This window comes from Deltaproteobacteria bacterium, from assembly GCA_017302835.1.
In the GTDB taxonomy this organism is placed as follows: domain Bacteria; phylum Bdellovibrionota; class Bdellovibrionia; order Bdellovibrionales; family Bdellovibrionaceae; genus UBA2316.
On sequence record JAFLCC010000002.1, the window covers coordinates 33155 to 51816 of the forward strand.

21 protein-coding genes are annotated in these 18662 nt (G+C 37.7%); 14 read left to right on the forward strand and 7 right to left on the reverse strand.

Annotated elements, in window-relative coordinates:
• Nucleotides 1-7: 7 nt before the first annotated feature.
• The 4 genes from J0M15_02085 to J0M15_02100 are packed head-to-tail and all read right to left on the reverse strand — an operon-like array spanning nucleotide 8 to nucleotide 4806.
• On the reverse strand, nucleotides 8-868 hold the full coding sequence (locus J0M15_02085; GenBank protein MBN8535814.1) for a leucine-rich repeat domain-containing protein: 861 nt from the start codon (nucleotides 866-868) through the stop codon (nucleotides 8-10).
• Between the two features lie 2 nt (nucleotides 869-870).
• A complete protein-coding gene (locus tag J0M15_02090) occupies nucleotides 871-2190 on the reverse strand; it encodes a DUF4116 domain-containing protein (GenBank protein MBN8535815.1) in 1320 nt (439 codons plus the stop codon).
• Entirely contained in the window at nucleotides 2111-3907 is a 1797-nt protein-coding gene (locus J0M15_02095; protein MBN8535816.1) for a hypothetical protein, read from the reverse strand. Before J0M15_02095 ends, J0M15_02090 begins: the two co-directional genes overlap by 80 nt.
• The gene (locus J0M15_02100) at nucleotides 3901-4806 is read right to left on the reverse strand and encodes a M23 family metallopeptidase (GenBank protein MBN8535817.1); all 906 of its coding nucleotides are present in this window, start codon (nucleotides 4804-4806) and stop codon (nucleotides 3901-3903) included. Before J0M15_02100 ends, J0M15_02095 begins: the two co-directional genes overlap by 7 nt.
• 30 nt (nucleotides 4807-4836) lie before the next feature.
• On the opposite strand from J0M15_02100, the gene J0M15_02105 reads away from it, so the two are divergent.
• The 3 genes from J0M15_02105 to J0M15_02115 all read left to right on the forward strand — a co-directional run bounded on the left by J0M15_02105 (nucleotide 4837) and on the right by J0M15_02115 (nucleotide 8531).
• Nucleotides 4837-6075 (forward strand): hypothetical protein, encoded by a 1239-nt coding sequence (locus J0M15_02105; GenBank protein ID MBN8535818.1) that lies wholly within the window; start codon nucleotides 4837-4839, stop codon nucleotides 6073-6075.
• 6 nt (nucleotides 6076-6081) lie between these two features.
• On the forward strand, nucleotides 6082-7191 hold the full coding sequence (locus tag J0M15_02110) for a hypothetical protein (protein MBN8535819.1): 1110 nt from the start codon (nucleotides 6082-6084) through the stop codon (nucleotides 7189-7191).
• A gap of 146 nt (nucleotides 7192-7337) precedes the next feature.
• Nucleotides 7338-8531: an MBOAT family protein gene (locus J0M15_02115; protein MBN8535820.1), complete on the forward strand. Its 1194-nt coding sequence runs from the start codon at nucleotides 7338-7340 to the stop codon at nucleotides 8529-8531.
• A 372-nt stretch (nucleotides 8532-8903) separates the two neighbouring features.
• Here the strand turns inward: J0M15_02115 and J0M15_02120 are convergent, their stop codons facing one another.
• On the reverse strand, nucleotides 8904-9272 hold the full coding sequence (locus tag J0M15_02120) for a nucleotidyltransferase domain-containing protein (protein MBN8535821.1): 369 nt from the start codon (nucleotides 9270-9272) through the stop codon (nucleotides 8904-8906).
• A 100-nt stretch (nucleotides 9273-9372) separates the two neighbouring features.
• On the opposite strand from J0M15_02120, the gene J0M15_02125 reads away from it, so the two are divergent.
• On the forward strand, nucleotides 9373-9768 hold the full coding sequence (locus J0M15_02125) for an acyltransferase (GenBank protein ID MBN8535822.1): 396 nt from the start codon (nucleotides 9373-9375) through the stop codon (nucleotides 9766-9768).
• A gap of 66 nt (nucleotides 9769-9834) precedes the next feature.
• On the opposite strand, the gene lepB is transcribed toward J0M15_02125, so the two are convergent.
• Entirely contained in the window at nucleotides 9835-10440 is a 606-nt protein-coding gene (gene lepB / locus J0M15_02130) for a signal peptidase I (protein MBN8535823.1), read from the reverse strand.
• On the opposite strand from lepB, the gene J0M15_02135 reads away from it, so the two are divergent.
• The 3 genes from J0M15_02135 (at nucleotide 10402) to J0M15_02145 (ending at nucleotide 12980) form a co-directional block, all read left to right on the forward strand.
• A complete protein-coding gene (locus tag J0M15_02135; GenBank protein MBN8535824.1) occupies nucleotides 10402-10596 on the forward strand; it encodes a hypothetical protein in 195 nt (64 codons plus the stop codon). The genes lepB and J0M15_02135 overlap by 39 nt on opposite strands.
• A gap of 278 nt (nucleotides 10597-10874) precedes the next feature.
• Nucleotides 10875-11813 (forward strand): hypothetical protein, encoded by a 939-nt coding sequence (locus J0M15_02140; protein ID MBN8535825.1) that lies wholly within the window; start codon nucleotides 10875-10877, stop codon nucleotides 11811-11813.
• A 162-nt stretch (nucleotides 11814-11975) separates the two neighbouring features.
• On the forward strand, nucleotides 11976-12980 hold the full coding sequence (locus tag J0M15_02145; protein ID MBN8535826.1) for an alginate lyase family protein: 1005 nt from the start codon (nucleotides 11976-11978) through the stop codon (nucleotides 12978-12980).
• Nucleotides 12981-13366: 386 nt separating this feature from the next.
• Here J0M15_02145 and J0M15_02150 read toward each other — a convergent pair whose 3' ends face one another.
• Nucleotides 13367-13846: a hypothetical protein gene (locus tag J0M15_02150; protein ID MBN8535827.1), complete on the reverse strand. Its 480-nt coding sequence runs from the start codon at nucleotides 13844-13846 to the stop codon at nucleotides 13367-13369.
• A gap of 131 nt (nucleotides 13847-13977) precedes the next feature.
• Here J0M15_02150 and J0M15_02155 point away from each other — a divergent pair, with 131 nt between their 5' ends.
• From J0M15_02155 to J0M15_02185, 7 genes are all read left to right on the forward strand, one after another.
• Nucleotides 13978-15156, forward strand: coding sequence for an ATP-binding protein (locus J0M15_02155; protein ID MBN8535828.1), 1179 nt, complete (start codon nucleotides 13978-13980; stop codon nucleotides 15154-15156).
• Nucleotides 15157-15323: 167 nt separating this feature from the next.
• Complete coding sequence (locus J0M15_02160; protein MBN8535829.1) at nucleotides 15324-15605, forward strand: hypothetical protein; 282 nt, start codon at nucleotides 15324-15326, stop codon at nucleotides 15603-15605.
• A 110-nt stretch (nucleotides 15606-15715) separates the two neighbouring features.
• On the forward strand, nucleotides 15716-16009 hold the full coding sequence (locus J0M15_02165; GenBank protein MBN8535830.1) for a hypothetical protein: 294 nt from the start codon (nucleotides 15716-15718) through the stop codon (nucleotides 16007-16009).
• A gap of 188 nt (nucleotides 16010-16197) precedes the next feature.
• Nucleotides 16198-16650 (forward strand): hypothetical protein, encoded by a 453-nt coding sequence (locus tag J0M15_02170; protein ID MBN8535831.1) that lies wholly within the window; start codon nucleotides 16198-16200, stop codon nucleotides 16648-16650.
• A 205-nt stretch (nucleotides 16651-16855) separates the two neighbouring features.
• A complete protein-coding gene (locus tag J0M15_02175) occupies nucleotides 16856-17284 on the forward strand; it encodes a hypothetical protein (GenBank protein ID MBN8535832.1) in 429 nt (142 codons plus the stop codon).
• A 133-nt stretch (nucleotides 17285-17417) separates the two neighbouring features.
• Complete coding sequence (locus J0M15_02180) at nucleotides 17418-17777, forward strand: linear amide C-N hydrolase (GenBank protein ID MBN8535833.1); 360 nt, start codon at nucleotides 17418-17420, stop codon at nucleotides 17775-17777.
• A gap of 114 nt (nucleotides 17778-17891) precedes the next feature.
• Nucleotides 17892-18524, forward strand: a complete 633-nt coding sequence (locus J0M15_02185; protein ID MBN8535834.1) for a GNAT family N-acetyltransferase — start codon at nucleotides 17892-17894, stop codon at nucleotides 18522-18524.
• The last annotated feature ends 138 nt before the right edge of the window (nucleotides 18525-18662 follow it).

The following is an 18662-nucleotide window of genomic DNA, read 5'->3' on the forward strand; positions in this document are numbered from 1 at the left end:
CTTTTCCTTAGAACTGAATAAGGACATGGGGTCGATCCTTTTTAAAATTTTTAATTTCCGATGGAGTTATTGGATTTCCACGAAGATCGATGGACTTAAGAGCGCTCAATTTTGTTAGACAGCCTATGGTTTTAATTTTATTTTTTTCGAGCTTCAGATACTCTAAAGATGCCAAAGACTGTAAGGGGCAGATATCTTGAATACCATTTTGACCTAAAAATAAGCGCATGATTTTATTTAAATCTTTCAATTGGCTTACGTCTTTGATTTTGTTGTTTGTTAGATTGAGCGATTTTAACTGTTTAAGTCCGGACAGCGCTGTTAGATCTTGAACGTCACTATTAAAAATAAAAAGTCTTTCTATATTTACGAGATTTGAAATGGGCTCGAGCGAATGAATTGGGTTTTTCTTAATTCCTAATACTTTCAAATGGGTCAACGAACGAAGCGACTCTAGATTTGTTATTTTATTTGTACCCAAATAAAGCTCCTCAAGACCAATGAGTAATTCAATTGGTCTTAAATTTTCAATTTGATTTCTATACAAATTGAGTTTTTTGAGACGCGTGAGACCCATGAGCTCTTCAATGCTCTTTATACTATTATGATGAAAATCAAGTTCTTCGAGATGGGGAAAATACGATAGCCCCTCCAAATCATCAATCTCCATCACTCCCAAATTGAGGTGTCTGTCTTGATTTACTTTAATCTCTAAGCCTTCACATGAATGATTCTGTGTGGCGATTTGAAGTGCTTTAATAAAACTATTTTGCAAGTGTGTTTTGCAAAAGTGCTCAAATGGCATTTTTTTTTCTAAGTTTGAAAATGCCGAGAGCGAAAGAAGAAGAATCAAAACAAATAGGCTCACAATTATGGAGGCCCCAAGCGCGATCTAAGGGAGGCGGGGGCTGCGTGATAGAACTGCTGTTTTTGATCAGTAGATAATTTCGGATAAACTTTTAAAGCCACTTTTTCACTGGCTAAAGTCATAACTACCGGGTCCTTTTTTACCAGGGCCGTAAAAACGGCTTCGTTGTCTAAAATTTCAGGAGCTGCATATTGAACTGACCAAGGTCTGAAACTGCAAACATCAATAATAAATTTTGGATCTTTTTTTAGTCTGTCCGAAGAGTATTGTACTGACATGGCGTTCACGGGCGCAATTTTCTTAAAAATTTCTGGGTTATCCCTAAGTCTTTTAGAAGCATGTTCCATTAACAGTGGGTTTTGAATCGCGGCAGTTAAGACAACCGCCTCGTCGTCTTTTAGTTTTTCAGAAGCATATTTAATTTGTTCAGGCAGTATTTTAAATACTTCTTTAGCGATTTCAGGGTCGTTTTTTACTGTGCTTGAAAACAGTTCATAAATCAGATAAGATCCATGGGAAACAGTCTTTGCAACGAGATCAGAATCGGATTTGTATTTAATCGGCATGGCCTCCCAAAACCCTCGCAAAGTCGAATTCGCATTTAGCCAGAATTTTTTATCGTCAATGACAGATGCAAAATATTTTTCTTGCGGCCCCCACTTTGATTTATCTTTACTTAGGTTCTTCAAAATTGTACTGGCCAAAGCAGACTGAGCCGCATTGGCAGAATCAGGGTTTGATTCCCCCTTGCCAGTCACTTGACTCAGTAAGGCGCGCACTTCTTCTGTTGAAAACGACTCAGCTTCAAAGCTCATGGTTTCAAAGTTTGTGCCTTGGTTGAATCTTTCAAAAAACCAAGCCATACCGAGATCACTATCCATTTTATCTTTAGCACTTTTTCTGTCGAATGCTAAATCAATATCAGCAATGGAGACCCACCCCGAACCAAATTCAGACTCGATTGAAAATCGGCTCCCATCTTTTGATGGCTTTCCCACTTTCACAATGGTGTATTTATAGAGCCTTTTCTCGCTGGCAGATTGGCTCTCAGCGCTTGGATAAATCGGAATATCATCATGAGTGGCCAAACCCAAACCATCTTTTTGAACAATAGGTTTTGCTGGTACCTGATTTGAGACTGCCGTCGACGCATTTTTCGCTGCAGGCGCCATTTTTCTGTCGTCGGCCCAAGAGACTGAAACCACGCTCGTGATCGTCAAGAGACTAATGATTATAAGAATCTTACTTCGTGTGGTATTTTTTCTCTCTTTTTGTCTCTTCTCTTGTATTTTCGCTTGAGTCTTGTTGTCGAATTTTTTCAAGAATTCCCTCCGCTGATAGTAAGTTAAGTCCATAAGTTTTTGTCGGCACTCTCGGCTCAGTTTTTATCAATAATTGAGCGTAATAGGCAGCACTTTTTTTGTCACCTAAAGTGAGCGCACATTGGGCCAAACCAGAAATAGAGCTGAGATGCTGCGGAAATGCCATGTGAATATTTCTATAAATTTCTTGAGCATGATAGCAGTCACCAGCCAATAAAAATGATTTGGCTGAAATTTTAAGAGTATTAAAGTCAGGATTTAACTCCATTGCCACTTTGACATAAGGTCCTGGGTCTTGAGTGGGCAAACTATTGACCGCAACAAATGCCAACCCCAGCCAGGCATCCGAGTGATTAGGGTACCGTTCAGTTAATTTTTCAAATTGGCTTTTGGCGAGTTTCAAGTCTCCTGATCTCAGAGATTTATAGCCGTTTGAGTAAAGATTTTCTGCCACACAAAAGTGAAACAGGCTTATACAAGCTGCAGCCATGAGAATCATCAAACCGCCGTTCACTAGAGGACGGCTCAATCTTAATTTCACGGGTCGATCATTGAAAAATTTTGAGTCCTCCGTTAAAAACTCTTTTTTTAAAGTGAGGCCTAAGCCAATGGCAAAAGAAGCGACACTAACCGGTGACAGTAAGACTACGGTGTAAGTTAATTTACCCATCAGCAATAAAATAAGGCCACTATCTACTTGATCTGCTTCAACCTCTCTCGCTCTGAATCGCTTATAAATGCGAAATAGTCCGATGAAAACGAACAGCGAAGAGACTAAGCCGGGTAACCCCATTTCAGCAAAGGAGTTTATAATTAAATTGTGGGCTTCATCAATAGCTCCAGCAGTGTCTCCCAAATTGGTTCTTAAAATTGGAAAACGCGCAAAAATTTCAACCAAGGAGGTTAAATAATATTTTCCAAAGTTTCCTGTTCCTACCCCCCAGGGTAAATGATCCAAACCCATTTTCAGGCCAACAAACCAAATCAGCAAGCGCCCGCGAACAGATTGGCTCAGTAAGCTTATGGTGAGAATAGCAAAAGTCGCCGAGGACCAGTAGGTCTTTGGAAATCGTGAAAGGAGTGGCCTTCCCCAAATCAAGCAGAGCAAAAATAATGTTCCTTTACTTTGAATGATCCATAACCCCGCAAGAATCAAAATCGCGCCAGTTATAAAGAAGAGATTTTTTTCTTCTTTTAATTTTTGAGCGTAAGGGAATTGCAACAGCAAACCTACACTTAAGAAAGTGGCTAGGAACTCTCTATTGCCAACGAGTCCAGAGCTACGCTTGACCTCAAAACCAATATTCATGTTTTGCCAAAACTCAGGCCAAATCAGTTGAGCCGCAACAACAACTGCCTGCAAGACTGCCATGGAAAAAAACCAGCTTCGCAATTTATATGCAGACACTGGATCTAAGCACATTGTGGTTACAAAAAGCACAAGGCCTGACATTAAAAATGTCCAGGTCAGCGAAGCACTCCCACCGAGAGTACTGAATAAAACGACTATCAAAAAGTAAGACATTATTAAAATAGAATTCAGCCCTGAGAAAAGGGGCACCACTATTTTTAATTTTTGGTTCTTAATTAGAAGAATTGAGCAAATGCATGCCCCTGCCACAAGGATAATGGCTTTGGCCGTGAAATAAACTTGATGAAGAGCTGGCAGAACCACCATCGAAATCAAGAATATATTTAGGGCTAAAAATGCTACCATTCCCAAAGGCCTTCTAATGGCAAGGATGGATTCACAAATATTTTGGATAATTTTTCATGTAAATTAGCGTGTATAGAACCATTCCCAAGATCATCTAAGCCTTTTCTCACTTCGAAATGCACATGATTGTACACATGATGTGTTTTTTTGAATTCTTCTCGAGTAAAGGTGCGGGCCAACATGGTTTGAGAATTGACAAGATCGCCTACAGAAACAGCGAGATCTTTTACGTGTGAATAAGCACTATAAAAAATGGTTTTGTCTTTTTTAAGGTGTCTGATGAATAAAGTCGACTGCGTCTTTAAATTTGAGATCATAACGACCTGGCCGTCAGCAGGAGATAGAATACTTTCCTCATAGGGCGTAGGGATATCTATGGCCGTATGAAACCTCTCACCTTTTCTTTGTCTTCCGAATTGTCCACTGACAGGGATGTTTTTTTCTAAATAAACTTTCCCTCTTAAGCTTTTTACTGGCACCAAAAAAACATCCGCAGTGCTGACAAGGCCGCTTTTTTCACTCGGTTCTAAAAACAAGGTACGGTCGGCTATTTTAATTTTAAAAGCCCCTTGATCATTTTGCAGAGGACATACGATAGGACGATGGGAGTAACTGATGATTCCTTCAACAGAGACAGAGCCGTCTTTGAATTTATCTAAAATGAGCACATGACTTTGGTCGAGCTTAAAGAAGAGCTTATCATTCTTGCAATCTGCTTGCAGAAAAATCTTTCTCTTAATAAAACTCGAACGGATCTCTGATAATAAAAAATATTTCTGCTGTAGGTGATTGCAAGGGAATAGGTTTTTGGATTGAGCCTCCGCGCACGTGAAAAAAAAAGTGATGCTACAAATAATTATAGACAAAAAATGCGTGGAGCATAGAATATTTTTATTCATTGCCATCAATAAAATAGGAGAGACATAACCTTGTCAACTTTATCAAAATCCCGATGGGTATTATTTGGCGTTGTTTTTCTTTGCAAGGTATTGGGCTTAGGTGCAGAGCTTAAAAAGATTCAAAACTCGATGGCCACGCCAAAAGAGGTCGCCGCTCCTATCTCTTGGGGCAAAGATTATGAAACTCTAAAGTTGCAATTTCACAGCGTTAGAAAACTCCCAAATAAAAAATTATTGATTGTTTCCACAGGGACGACGGCCAGCGCCCCGCTGACGGCCCTTTTTTTTGACCCTGTTGCTGAAACAACTTCACGCCCCATTCCCTATCCAACCACCTTAGAACCTAATTTCGAGGGTGTCGTTGGTTTCAAGATTAACGACCAAATCCTAGGATTCACCAATCTTTCTCAAACGCCTTATGGAAACGTGTACGGTAGCGTGACAAATAGGATTGTATTTTGGAATGCAACGAAAAATAGCTGGGCAGCCGAAGCTATTGAGTTTGACAGCAAATCGCAAGCGGCACTGCCAATCATCCGTCACCGAAAAGGCACTGATGAAATTGTCTTTTTCAAAGGCGAAGGGGTAGATACTCTTGGAAAAAGCATAAAAATTCCTGGCATACAAATAAACGTTACAGGACGTGTTGTGCTGGCTGATGGACGTATCGAGGAAAGTAACTCCCTCGGGCACCTTGTTAGAGCGCGAGTCAATTTTGATACCAGTACCTTTGCCGACGGCAGAATCTTTATTGTCGGTGGGAATGAACTCTCTTATTCAGGGGGAGAAAACGGAGATTACAGAGACTTAGTCACTGCAAAAACAGCAGAATTCTATTCTCCAGAGAAAAACATTTGGTATGAAACTCCGCCACTCCCGAGCGAAATCACTTCTGCTAAAGCCTATAATCTGAATGAGAAAGAGGTTCTCGTTGTCAATGTTATTAGTGGAGTAGGTTTTATCTGGTCATTTGCTACCAAATCATGGACATCTGCTTTTGATCTTAAGAAAGAGGTTAGCCGTGGGCTGATGCTTTCAAATGGTAAATTTATAGCAACCGTTGCAGGTGAAAAAAGTGGTTCCGAAAAAATGTTGATTTGGAATCCAACCACTAAACAAATTGACTACAAAGAGTCCCCATTAAATTTTAACAAGGGAACAAATTTAATTGAGATGGAGGATCAAAAAGTTCTTGAGACCCAGCCTAGTGGGGCTATCATTTGGAATTTCAAAGACGATTCAAGCAAACTGCTTACAAAAACAAAATAAATCTTTGTGAAAAATCGACTGGCAACTAAAGCCTACATCACCATTCTTTCTATATGCTTGATCGTGGCCTTGTTTAATTTTTTTATTAATCCATATAATGCTTATCTCATAACTAATTCCGAAGGAATTGATCTAACTAATTCCACAGGAATTGAACTTACCAGATCCGAAGGAATTGATGCCTATAAAAACTATCCCGTAATGGCGCCACTAGGGAAAATTTCTCTATTGAAGAAAGTCTCTTGCCAGCGAATTTTGATAGGAACTTCACGTGTGGAATTTGCACTTAACCCATTTGACCCTCATTGGTATGATATGGTGACTTGCAATCTCGGTCTTTCTGGCAGTTCCATAGGCGATCAGGTGAAAATGATTGAACTAGCGCTTGAAAAAACAGATGTAAGAGAAGTGATCTGGGCTCTCGACTTTCAGTCTTTCGCAAAAAATCACAAGCATGTTTTAAAAAAAAATGAAATCACCTCGCTATTATCATGGAGCGAAACCAAAGAAAGTATCAAAGTGGTGTCTCGATTTTTACAAGATATAAAATCAGGCTACGACAGTTATGGTTTCTTAGCGATACCTCCGTTAAAGGCGCTCGCACTGACTCGATTTCAAAATGACGTCAAACAATACACGTTAGATCAAAATATGTATCTTGATTACCGACTCGATAAGGAAGTGATTTCAGAAGTCTCAAAAATTAAAGACCGACTACTCAGCAAAAATATTAAAATTCATTTTTTAGTGTTGCCTGTTCATGCTGCCCATTTTCAAATTAGGCACAAAATGCAATTAGATGCCACTTACCAAAAATGGATTTTAAACTTGATTCAATATTTAAAACCTATCTACATCTCGGCTGAAGTCACGTTCCCTAATGATGAACCCGTGCCCCTTAATTATCAAAAAATGCGCTGGTTTTGGGATACCAACCATATTACCAAAGAGTATGGAGCGATAATCATAGCCGACTTCTATAGTCAAACGCACTCGGTGGGCACGTTTATTTCGAGTCCCGAAAATTACTTAAGGCTCAATGAAAAATCACAAGATTTGCTACAAAGCTGGGCGAAAAAAAATGAAAAGCTGCTCACCACGATAGGTTTAAAATGATCTTTCACGGACGTATTTTTTTGTTAATTACTTACCCCTTATTGTGCCTTCTCTTTCATTTCCTCCCCAAATTTCGTTTACAAATTGTTATACTTTTTTCGCTTTCGCTCGTTGCGATCAACGGGAAACAAGATTTATTTCTTTTAATGTTTTCAATCCTCATCAATTATTTTTTTTCAAGAGTGGTCTTAAGTTCCGATGCAGAAACCAAAAAGAGATGTTTTTACCTCAGCCTGGTTTTTAATGTTTCTCTCCTTTTAATATGTAAAATTAAATATGACGATTGGCTGGCTGGTGTGATTCCATTGGGTATTTCGTTCTACACCTTTCAACAAATTGGGTTTCAATACGATCTTTTCAGTAAAAAAATCAAACACACTCTTTTTTCTGAGTATTTATTTATTATTTCTTTTTTCCCCCATTTGGCGGCAGGGCCCATTGTCGCATACAAAAATCATTTGGCCCAGATTCGTTCGGAAAAATGGAAGACTCAGCCTCTCTCTTTGACATTGCCAAATCTGAGTCTTTTAATTATTGGGCTCGCAAAAAAAGTTTTAATCGCAGATCAAATCTCGCCCCTTGTGTCTCAAGCTTATTCTTTAGCTTCAAATTTACATTCGCAGCTCAATCTGGAGCATTTTTTATTGAGCACCTTTGGCTATGGGTTTGAAATATATTTCGATTTCTCGGGATACTCAGACATAGCCATGGCTCTTGCTCTCATTATTGGGATAGAACTCCCTATAAACTTTAACTCACCCTACAAAAGCCAAAATATCATCGTATTCTGGCGACGTTGGCATATTTCGCTTTCTTCATTTATTCGTGAATACTTTTACAATCCTCTTCGTGAGCGTTTTGAAAGCCTCTACTCCAAATTCATTATCATTTTCTTTGTTATGGTCATTGTTGGCCTCTGGCATGGTATTGGATGGATGTTCTTATTCTGGGGTCTCGCTCACGGTATCTTGTTGGCAGCAAATCATTTTTTTAATCACCTAAACTGTAGAATGCCGAAATTTATTTCTTTTCTATTAACCTACGTGTCCGTAAATCTATTGTGGCTTTTATTTAACAATATCAATTCGAGCTCGGTCTTACGATTACTTCAATCCGCACAAAACCCAGTCATTACAAATAAAAGCTTCATATTGGCGGTTTTATTTTTGGCTGTTACCAGTGCCCCCAACTCAATAGCTATTTTTGACTGGGTTCACACTCAGTTCGAAAACCAAAGAAAGTCTCTTCGGTCGCTTTACTTACTTTGTCTTATCATGATAGGAATCTTAGTTATTTTATTTTCTGAAGACCAAAATGAATTTATCTACTTTAGATTCTGATCCATATAATGTTGAAACGTCGAATAATAATTGGCTTTCTCACAATTCAAAAAACCACTTTCTCCTTGCCTGTGTAGTATCGTGTTCCTTTGCAAAGGTAGTCACTTTCTGCTAGATAGTAAAGAATTCCTTATTTTATGATACTAGTAGCAGCTTCTAATACTTTTTTTGCTAATTCAAGTGCTGATTTAAGATCATCACTATCAAGCTCAAAAGTACCTTCTTCATATCTTCGAACCGTGGCATACTCGGTTAGTTCATTTAAACCAGGAAGACTAGAGAAAGCTTCTTCCTTTATTGGAAGTAGCTAAAACTTCAGCTGTTTCATAATCTCCTTTAGCAATTTTTAAAAGCTCGTAAGCATATTCTTTTTTAAACTTTTGCTCTTTGATCATAAACAATTTTCCCTCTATTTTTTATTTCCCAACAAACTCCGCCAATATCAGCTTTTCGTTGAAAATCACTCATCTTAAAGAATAATAAATCCAAATGAATATCAGGAAATAATTTCATATTTAAAATATGTTTTTTTTCCTTTTTCGAATCGATATCATCAAAAAAAATGATGGCAAAATCAAAATCTGAAGCCATTGTCATTGACATATCTGCAGCACTACCAAATAAATAAATTAATACAGGATTAGAGTTCGAGGTGATTCTTTTAATCACCTCCTGAGAGATTTCATTGACGTCTTCTTTAGTCAGATTTGATTTTGTTAATTTAGAAGCAAGTATTCCCATTCCGGATAGCTTAATGAATTTGCCTTATTTGTGCAATTTTAAATTAATTCTTCACTCTTTAGAGGTTATCGTGGTAAAAACTATACTGGGGGTTATTAAAATGAAACAAAAATTACCGACAATATCACGCTATTTACTTGGCCTTATCTTTTTGGTTTTTGGAGGTGCCGGGCTCTTTAATCTCATTCCTCCGCCACCAAATATGCCAGAAAAACTAATGACCTTTATGAATGGACTGATGGCCACTGGTTATTTTTTCCCGCTATTAAAGGGCACAGAAACGCTGAGTGGACTTTTGTTACTACTTGGGGTCGCTCCGGCGCTTATCCTTATCATACTCGCACCGATAACTTTAAATATCATCCTCGTTCATTTATTCTTAACTCCCGGTTTGGAAAACCTAATAGTGCCTGTGGCAATAGTTGCACTCCATTTAGTTGCAGCCTCAAAATATAAGGAAATTTACCTCCCGCTTTTTAAAAAAAATAAGAATTAAAAATGCCCTTCAGATTAAGAAGGGCCTTTTTTGTGAATATATTTTGTTTAGGACGATAACTACGATTTAGTTCAGATCAATAACTTTAAGACTTCTTTTCAAATCACTTGTTGAGAAGAATATTTGCTTTGCAACACCTACTAAATCAGTTAAGGGAAGAGAACCAAAATGTCTAGAGTCTGATGCATGACTTCTGTTATCGCCAAGAACAAATACTTGACCAAAGGGGACTTTAAAAATCTCATCTTTTAATAACTCATCTTTTTTCCATAACGCAGGATAGATTTCACCTGAATCAGCCATTTCAAGATTCGCTTTGTGATCTTTTAACAAGTCGTTAAGCTGACGACTTCCCAAATCAGTTGTTTCACCTTTAGAGATTGATTTTCCATTGACAAGAACATCCGTCGACTTAATTTCGACAGTATCACCTGGTAATCCAATAATGCGCTTAATATAGGTTGTCGTTCGATCGTTAGGATAGATAAAGGTGGCAATATCACCTCGTTTAACTGCCCGTTGGCAGCCAGGACAATTAATAGCTTTTGAAACAAAAATATAATCCCCCTTAATCACATTTGGACTCATACTCTGCGAAGGAACGGTATAGAATTTTACCAGATGAGCTCCTGTTTGAGCTATGTGAAAGTAAAAAGAAGTTTCTGGATTCACCTTCAAAAGAATGAAGCGAAAATGAGCTTAGATGGAATCACTTTCAAACCTCTGCATGAGATCATTACAGGAAGCTTCACTGCGGAGGCAGGAACCAATTCTATAGGAGTGCCTGTAAATGCAATTAACATGGTACTCAAAGCCTCTCTAAAATAGAATTCTTGTGCGTTTCAAAAGATTCATCCAGATTTTGGGGCCACTATATATTGAGTTTCACGAAGGACGCAGTTGTCTGGGTTGGTAATGGCTGTAAATATTTATGTATCCAACAATCTCAGCATACGAATCAAGCGACTGCAGAATTGAAATTAAAACGAAAAAATTTCTAGTTTGATTGCATTAAGTTTTCCCATCAATAAGCAGTCCAAATAGACCTTCGTCATGTATACGGAGTCCTGATTTTTGTTTAAAATAAAAGGACGATTAAAGCTTTCATGCTGACGATTGTTTTTGTGCTTCCTCTTTGTCTTTTTTCTCAAGAAAAACCACCTGTTCATGTTGAAACAGTATCTGATCTCAACAGCGCCGAAGTCTCTATGGCCTATCGTTTTATGGTTGCCGATTTTTTGAAGTCAGGTGGTGAAGGCCGAACCTTTTTGGTCAAGACAGACGACAAGGACGTCGCTGGATATTATTTTGCCGTGGATAAGCTTCCTTCATCCTTTAATATCAAAGGAGTCTCTCTTTTTACGAGAGATCCAAAAGTTCTTCAGGGGTTGAAGAATGCACAGAAAGGAGGAGTGCCGCTTTTCCTCGAATCAATCGACCATGACGTTGATGCGCAAGTTTTCGGAGACGACGAACTTGGCAGGTCCCTTCGGTTAGCGGCTTTTCCAAGTTCAAAAGCGAATCTATTATTGTCGGTCTCCCCAACAGCGACGGAAGATGTTCTTATTCACGAAATGGCCCACATTAAACATAAATCCACATCACATGCATTTTCTATTTTTTTAAATTCGCACAAAGAAACCTTGAGCGAGGCTCAACTTGGTATAATCAGACGGGCTTTGACTGAGCTTGGTGCTTATCAAGAACAGTATGAGACGTTGGAGACAATGAAGAAGCAAGGGCGGGTGAACATGTTGACAGTCATCAAAGATTCCTCTGGACATCATGTTGAGTTAGCTAGCTTTAATGACATCTATAAAAAGCGAATGAAAGAAATACGGGCCAATTCAGGAATGTTTATAGGTCTTATAGCTTCGAAACTTCGTAAATTACCATCTCCCGTCCAATGCGCAGTGATCGACCAGGCCAGAAATTTCATCAAAGGAATGGGGGCTATAGAGTCTGATCTTGTTGGGGAATTTCCGATACAAAGATGCCCGACGGCCCTCCCTACCAACAAAAAAGATAAACCGGGCGTTCGGTAGAATTCATGTCCATAAAGCATTTGATCAGCTAACACTTCATCTTGGGGTTCTAAAATCCAAAGCATTTAAGTTTTTTGAAGCCTTAAGCGCTCTTGTTCCGTTCGCAGGTGCGAACACCCTTGAAAGGTAGACCTCCTTGATCCGGCCAGGTATGTGGACACAATGAATATTGCTCGTTATAATGTAAGCATGAAAGATTATTATCTAATTGCCTTGATAAGTATAATTACTTCTTTTATTTCTTTTAGAGTTCTTGCCTGTAAACCTTCCCCTCCTGCAATCATTAATTTAGACGTTAATAATTACTATACTGATAAAAAATTCTCTATTATCGATCAGACCCGTAAAGAAAAACATGATGCAGCCGTTAAACCAATTGAAATTTACATACAGTTTATCTCTAAGCAGAGTGATGAATATATGCAGGCTCCTAAATCTAAAAAACAAGCGGGATCATGTGCTCTAAAATGGATTTTTGATTGGGCAAGTTCCTCGGCCTTAACTGGTGAAATGAAAACAGAGCAAGCGTTTTACGAACGCAAATGGATGCTTACTGGAATTGCTCTCGTTTATGCAAAAGTACGAGAAATATCAACGACAGATGAAAAGTACAAAATAGAAAACTGGCTTTCAAAATTAGTCGATCTTACGATTCAGCATTCGGAACTTCAAAAATCGCCGCGAAATAATCACTATTATTGGGAAGGATTGGCGGCTGGAGCTGTTGGTAAAATCACTAATCAAGACAAGTATATTAATTGGGCTTCGAAGGTATTTGCTTTTGGAATGAATGAAATTCAAACAGATGGCTCTCTCCCTAAGGAAATGAACCGTGGACAAAGGGCGCTTCATTATCATTTATTCTCGGCGGCACCTTTGGTTTTTTTATCTTCAATACTCAACAGCAATTCCCCAAAGTTGAAACTCTTGGTTGATTTTACTTTTCAAGCTCTTACAGATCCCTCCGGAATCTCCAAAATGTCTGGCGTTTCTCAAGAAACTGAAAAAGATCGTGATATGGCATGGCTTGAAATCTATTTACGACGTAATCCTGACATAAAGATCGAAAAGTTTCTAAAACCTAAGCGTCCATTGTCATATAATAAACTTGGTGGAAATTTAACTCTAGTAAATCCTCTTGAGTGTCCTGCCGGCTACTGTAAATAAACACTTCATTAAAATCAAAACGCAGTTCAGCAAGGCGCAGTCTAAAAAGCGGAGCCTTTATTTTTACGAAAATTAATTAGCATTTAAAAGATACTGAAAGATTCAGACTTAACCGCCCGTGCTGACAATCGGAACTCCTACTTTTCTTTACATTGCCACAATATCGCATTATCTTTCAGGTATGAAATCATTATTGTTTTTACTTAGCAGTATAATAGTAACCTTTCCTCATTTCGTTTTTGCTTGCAGATGCAATTTTGAGTACTTGAACAAACTGATTAAAGATCCAAAAAATAAAAAATGTGCCCGAACAAAATCACATCATTTTCTAGTAACAAAATTGCAACCTCCTGAGCCTTCACAGACAGTGGGTTTTTTTTGTAGCTTCAAGAGGTCACCCTATAAAGGAAATCTATGACGAACGCGCCAGGATCCCTAATCAACTGCAGCACTTCGTCATCAACCAACCTTTTGCTATTACCGCCCTCATTCGTAAAACTATGTATATTGTTAAGTTCATGCGTTACGATAAAATAGGCAGACTCGAAGGCGCTTCTCCGATCATTCAAAACGGGCAAAGTATTTCGATATTCAAAATAATTTTTTCGAAGTTTGGATCGTTTCTCTTTAGTGATATCAAATCGCGAATTAAGACAAACTTCATTTACGATATGTACTTCTTCGTGTCGAAAAAAGTGATCAGGGTACATTTCAATTGCGTCTATTATTGATTTTTCACCGATCAATCCTTTAATTCCAGTGTCTGATCCAGACATTGAATTTATTGAAGCTATTCCAACGCGTGTATCAACTACTGGGATGGAAACTCTTTCTGGAAATACCCTTTGAAACGTGTTGTGCTCCATAAACTGAAAATCAAGCAATGCCCTAGCAAATTCGCTTGAAGGTTTATACTTTTAACCACTGCCCAAAGTCTACTTTTCGACTGCCAACACTTGACTTCATCACTGCCAACACTTCATTGTAGTATATAACCATGAAATTATTTTGGGAAAATCAAAATTGGGAGAAAGAAGATAGGCACTTTTTGGGGCTAAAAAATATGCCTTTTGAAAGGGTTTTTCCTGCTATTGATTTACGTACAGGTTTATACTCTATCAGGGGGCCAAGGCAAATTGGGAAAAGTTCTTGGCTTAAGAAACTTCTTAAACAAGCCTGCAATTTTTCTTCGCCTAGTGAATGCTTTTTCTTAAGTTGTGAGAATTTAACTGACTTCAAAGATTTAGCGGAAACGTTAACGCTTTTTAAGAATCGTCGTTACATTTTTTTAGATGAAATTACTTTTGTAAAAGATTGGGCTCGCCCAATAAAGCATTTGATAGACTCTGGCTATAATGGAACCATCATTGTTACAGGATCTAATACTTATGATCTGCGAAAGGGTGTTGACCGGATGCCTGGTAGAGAGGGCTTTGGTGAAGATCTTTTCTTGCTGCCTATGAATTTTCAAGAGTATTTAAAAGCACGAAAAGATGCGAACTGGAAAACCTTAGCAAAGACCGAAGCCCTAGAGAAATATTTTCGCATCGGTGGTTTTCCGCTTGCCATTGCGGAGGCCGGTGAAGAATCCACTAAAACTAGTAAGACAGAAAAGCTTATTGAAAAATGGATTCTTGGCGATATTGCTAAAATCGGAAAAAATGAAAATTACACCAAGGAAATTATTTCCCAAGTTGTGCAAACGATGACTTCAACTATGAGTTCCCATAAACTAGCTCAACGAACGCAAGTTGGCTCTCATCATACCATTGCAGACTACCTTCAAGTGCTTGAGGATATGTTTATAATTAAAACTTTGAATAGCATCGATCCAGATACTGGCGCTTTTAGGTTTAAAAAAGAAAAGAAATTTTATCTAACAGATCCCATTTACACAAAACTTGGCCTAAGATGGCTGGGGCTAGATACCAATGATATCGAAAGCCCACAGCTCGCAGAGCAAGTAGCACATGAACACCTGAGTCGAAAATATGATAGGTTTGGATTATTAACTTCGGCTAAAAACGGGGAAGTAGATTTTTTTGCCTATAAAAAATGGGCGGTTGAAATTAAATGGTCAGATATTCCCTCAAACCTATCAAATGCATATAAAAATTTAGTCGTGCCTAAGAAAATCATATGGGCTAAAGAAAACTTCTTAAATAATTTTGATTAGAACTACAAAAGCGAATAGGAACTTCAAAGCCCGAATTGTTCAATCCCAGCATCTAGTGTTCATGTGCAGTTGTTAAAGGTAGTCCATTAAAGACGATTGAAAACTCAATTTACTTGCCATATGTAGGAAATTATCAAGATCAAGATGAGCGTCCCTGCAAAAACTCTATGATGTTTGAAGCATTTGCAGATAATTTTGCTCGGGAGGCATATTTTGCTTTGGCAGGAACCAAACCATCCTTAGACTCATTGACTGAGGCGACCTTACTAATGTGCGAAGATATTCTGATTCGTCGATCCAAGCCCTACTTGGATAGAAGAGACTTCGATGACCATCCCAGTGGACAAAATCGTTTAAAAATGTTTTTTTCCCATCCTTTGATAGAAAAACTATCTGGATGTAAGTCTAATTACAAAACAGAAAAAGGATATGTTTTAAGGTGCCAGTGAATTTAAAACTATTTTTTATCTTAAGTTTTATTTTGGTAAATGCATACGCAGAAAAAAACAGCGCATGTAGAACTATTTTTTTAGTCAGAGGGAGGAGAGGAAACACGACAATGTCAAATTCGATTTCTTACTGCAGTCAAAATAAGAATTTAATTTCACTTGAAGTTAAGCTCCAAAATTTTCCTAAAAAAACGATTAGTATTTTGACTACTGATTTTATTGAAATAAAAAAACAACTCAATAGTATAAAAAGGAGTATTATCAAGAATCCGCAAGTTTGCAAAAAAGACAAGGCTCTATTTAATTACGAAGGTTTGTTCTTAAGTATTTGTTTTGAAGAAAAACAATGGAACTACATTAAACAACTGGAAGAAATGTCCACTTACTTACTGAATGAAAAGTAGCGCCAGGCAATCTATGAAGAGCGCGCTTTGAATTATTAACCTTTTTTTCAAAGACCGCTTCTATCAATAAATTTGTAAAAGCGGTTTCAAAAACCTCAGAACAAAAATATTGCGATCAGTTGAAAATCATTTGGTTCTGGACTTACAATAGTCTCAGTAATTAAACTCAGATTTCATGGAGGTAAATTATGGAAAGGCTGATTTTTGCTATTGGTATGCTCGTTGGAATTAATGCTCTTGCTTGCGTTGATGTAAGTGGGAAATACTATGACCTAAACACTACAAACCATAGCAGATATGAATTTGTTCAAACTGCCTGTAAATCCATTAAACTCATCAGATATGATGATCAATCATCCACTCCGAAGTACCAAACTGAATGGATAACCGATGGGATTCCAAGAGAGATAGTCGATTCCAATTATCCGGATATGGTTTACGCTCAACAAATTCAATTTGTCGATCAGAAGCTCACTTTTAATTCGAGTTCTTTTGATAAAAAGACGGGACACTTTAAGATTTTCACTCGAAGCGAAATAACATTAGAATCTTCCGGGGCTCTATTAATAGTGCGATTTATAGCCCATGATACAAACGGACGCATTGTTGATCAGTTCGTCAATTACTATCAGAAAAATTAATCTGTTTTCAAAACTCCGTCGTTAAATTCACATCACTTTTCAGCAAGGCTCATGCAAAAAAACGGAGCCTTTATTTTTACAAAAATTAATTAGTACTCAAAAGGTTCTGACTCTGCTGCTCATGCCAGCAGTCAATGTATTTGAGTTTTGTGGACAGATTGTATTCTTAATGCTGTACTGGATTCATTCGAAATGGGGGTACCTTGTGAAGAAATTTATCTTTTCATTGTTTTGTTCGTTTATTTTTTTAAGTTTAGTTGCTCAAGCAGCAATGCCACTAAAAATTTCGTGCAACGAAACGTTCGAAGGTTTTCAAGTCACTGCATTATTTGATTCAAGCGCCCCACTCTTCAGATCTAAAATGGCAATTGATCCTCAAAACCCTACTGAAAGTAAATATATAGATAGTGATAATGTTTGTGGGGTCAATCTCAACTTCACGAACAATTGCCAAGGCGAAGTTAGATATTATCAGAGCGACGTCGGTTACGTCTTCAATTGTAATAATGGAGTCGAAGGAGAAGCAGTTCTCAGTGCTGAGCAGTTAACTTTTTCTTGCTCTGGCCCTGGTGTTACAGAAGATTTTCAAGATTTGCTGTTCTTCGGTTGCAAAACAACCAATTTCAGCTTTTGAAAGGCTGATATTGGTAGTTTTCTGGGTAAAAAATTGAGGGAAAATTATTTAAGAATAAAGAGCAAAAATTCAAAAAAGAATATGTTGTGTTAATAATCTTTATTTTTATTTAGGAGTTTTCTTGGATATCTAAATATGGAAGTTTAACTTATTCGCAGTTTGGAAAGGAATTTCCAGTCAGTGGGTTAACGAAAAAAGTTTAGTTGTAGAGACTTTATGTCTGAACGCTTCGATGCATGTTGATTTAAACCCTGATGGTCCAGCTCTCTTGAATGAGTTGCAGTGGGTTCAGTATATCCTGGATACGTCTGCTTCTGTTAAAGAGGCTATTTCTCAATCTTCAAAAATTGATATTCTCCCTTTATATAAGAAAGTTCATTATTTTGTTTGTGATCAGGCAGAGTGTGCTAGCTTCGAGTATTTAAACAAAAATCTAGTTATTAATCGAACTCAGATTAAATTATCTCCACAAGCTGTAACAAATAATCTCTAGATGGGCCCGAATCTGTTCTCGCAGAGCAAAATTATTACAATTAATTCAAATAGGACAATCATCTTGAAGAAATTTACTGTAAATGATTTAATTCAAGCAGCGTAAGGGAAGATTATGTTTGAAAATAAAGAACCAAAAATCAGATACAGTAATGAAAGGTTTGTAAAGCCAAATGATTTGCAAAATCTTTTACTAGATGAATTATTTGAAAACTTTGAACAGCCTGAGCTTTTTTCTTCTCGATTTATTCTAGAACCCATTACGGAGTCTCATAAAGTAGAATTATATCAATTTTTTAATGATTTAGAACTTTATCACTTTGTCCCCTTGGATCCTCCTACTTTAGAACAACTAGAAAAACGTTGTTCTCGGTGGATTACTCGTCGATCTCCTGATGGTGAGGAATTATGGCTAAATTGGGCGGCTCGAGATAATCAGAATAGAGAGATTGTCGCTCATATTCAAGGAGGGCTGACGAGGGATAGGATTGCCTCCATTGGATATATTGTTGGACAAAAATTTCAGAAAAAGGGAGTGGCTACGGAATGCCTCGAGGCCGTCTTTTTATATTTGGATAAAGTTCTTCAGGTTAAGGAAATTAGAGCATGGTCAGACACTCGCAATAAAGCGTCACACAAGGTTGCAAAAAAGCTAGGCATGGTCCAGGTGGAACTGATTAAAAGTGCGGATTTTTTTAAGGGTATCACAAGTGATGAATATGTTTTTTCAAAAGTATTCAGGAAGTAAGGGCGTGGTTCAACTTTAACACCGTTTGTAACTAAATAATCATTATTTGCATTTCAAAATTAACAGCATCACAATGAGGTTGTCCATGGAGGTGTTTGGTGTTCGACGGGATTGAAGTGAATGACGGTATCCCTGAAG

Excerpts from the sequence above, each read along its gene's own strand:
- J0M15_02095 (MBN8535816.1), bottom strand. The coding sequence starts at position 3,907 with ATGGTAGCATTTTTAGCCCTAAATATATTCTTGATTTCGATGGTGGTT.
- J0M15_02100 (MBN8535817.1), bottom strand. The coding sequence starts at position 4,806 with ATGAATAAAAATATTCTATGCTCCACGCATTTTTTGTCTATAATTATT.
- J0M15_02115 (MBN8535820.1), top strand. The coding sequence starts at position 7,338 with ATGTTTTCAATCCTCATCAATTATTTTTTTTCAAGAGTGGTCTTAAGT.
- J0M15_02120 (MBN8535821.1), bottom strand. The coding sequence starts at position 9,272 with ATGGGAATACTTGCTTCTAAATTAACAAAATCAAATCTGACTAAAGAA.
- J0M15_02125 (MBN8535822.1), top strand. The coding sequence starts at position 9,373 with ATGAAACAAAAATTACCGACAATATCACGCTATTTACTTGGCCTTATC.
- J0M15_02140 (MBN8535825.1), top strand. The coding sequence starts at position 10,875 with ATGCTGACGATTGTTTTTGTGCTTCCTCTTTGTCTTTTTTCTCAAGAA.
- J0M15_02145 (MBN8535826.1), top strand. The coding sequence starts at position 11,976 with ATGAATATTGCTCGTTATAATGTAAGCATGAAAGATTATTATCTAATT.
- J0M15_02150 (MBN8535827.1), bottom strand. The coding sequence starts at position 13,846 with ATGGAGCACAACACGTTTCAAAGGGTATTTCCAGAAAGAGTTTCCATC.
- J0M15_02155 (MBN8535828.1), top strand. The coding sequence starts at position 13,978 with ATGAAATTATTTTGGGAAAATCAAAATTGGGAGAAAGAAGATAGGCAC.
- J0M15_02160 (MBN8535829.1), top strand. The coding sequence starts at position 15,324 with ATGATGTTTGAAGCATTTGCAGATAATTTTGCTCGGGAGGCATATTTT.
- J0M15_02165 (MBN8535830.1), top strand. The coding sequence starts at position 15,716 with ATGTCAAATTCGATTTCTTACTGCAGTCAAAATAAGAATTTAATTTCA.
- J0M15_02170 (MBN8535831.1), top strand. The coding sequence starts at position 16,198 with ATGGAAAGGCTGATTTTTGCTATTGGTATGCTCGTTGGAATTAATGCT.
- J0M15_02185 (MBN8535834.1), top strand. The coding sequence starts at position 17,892 with ATGTTTGAAAATAAAGAACCAAAAATCAGATACAGTAATGAAAGGTTT.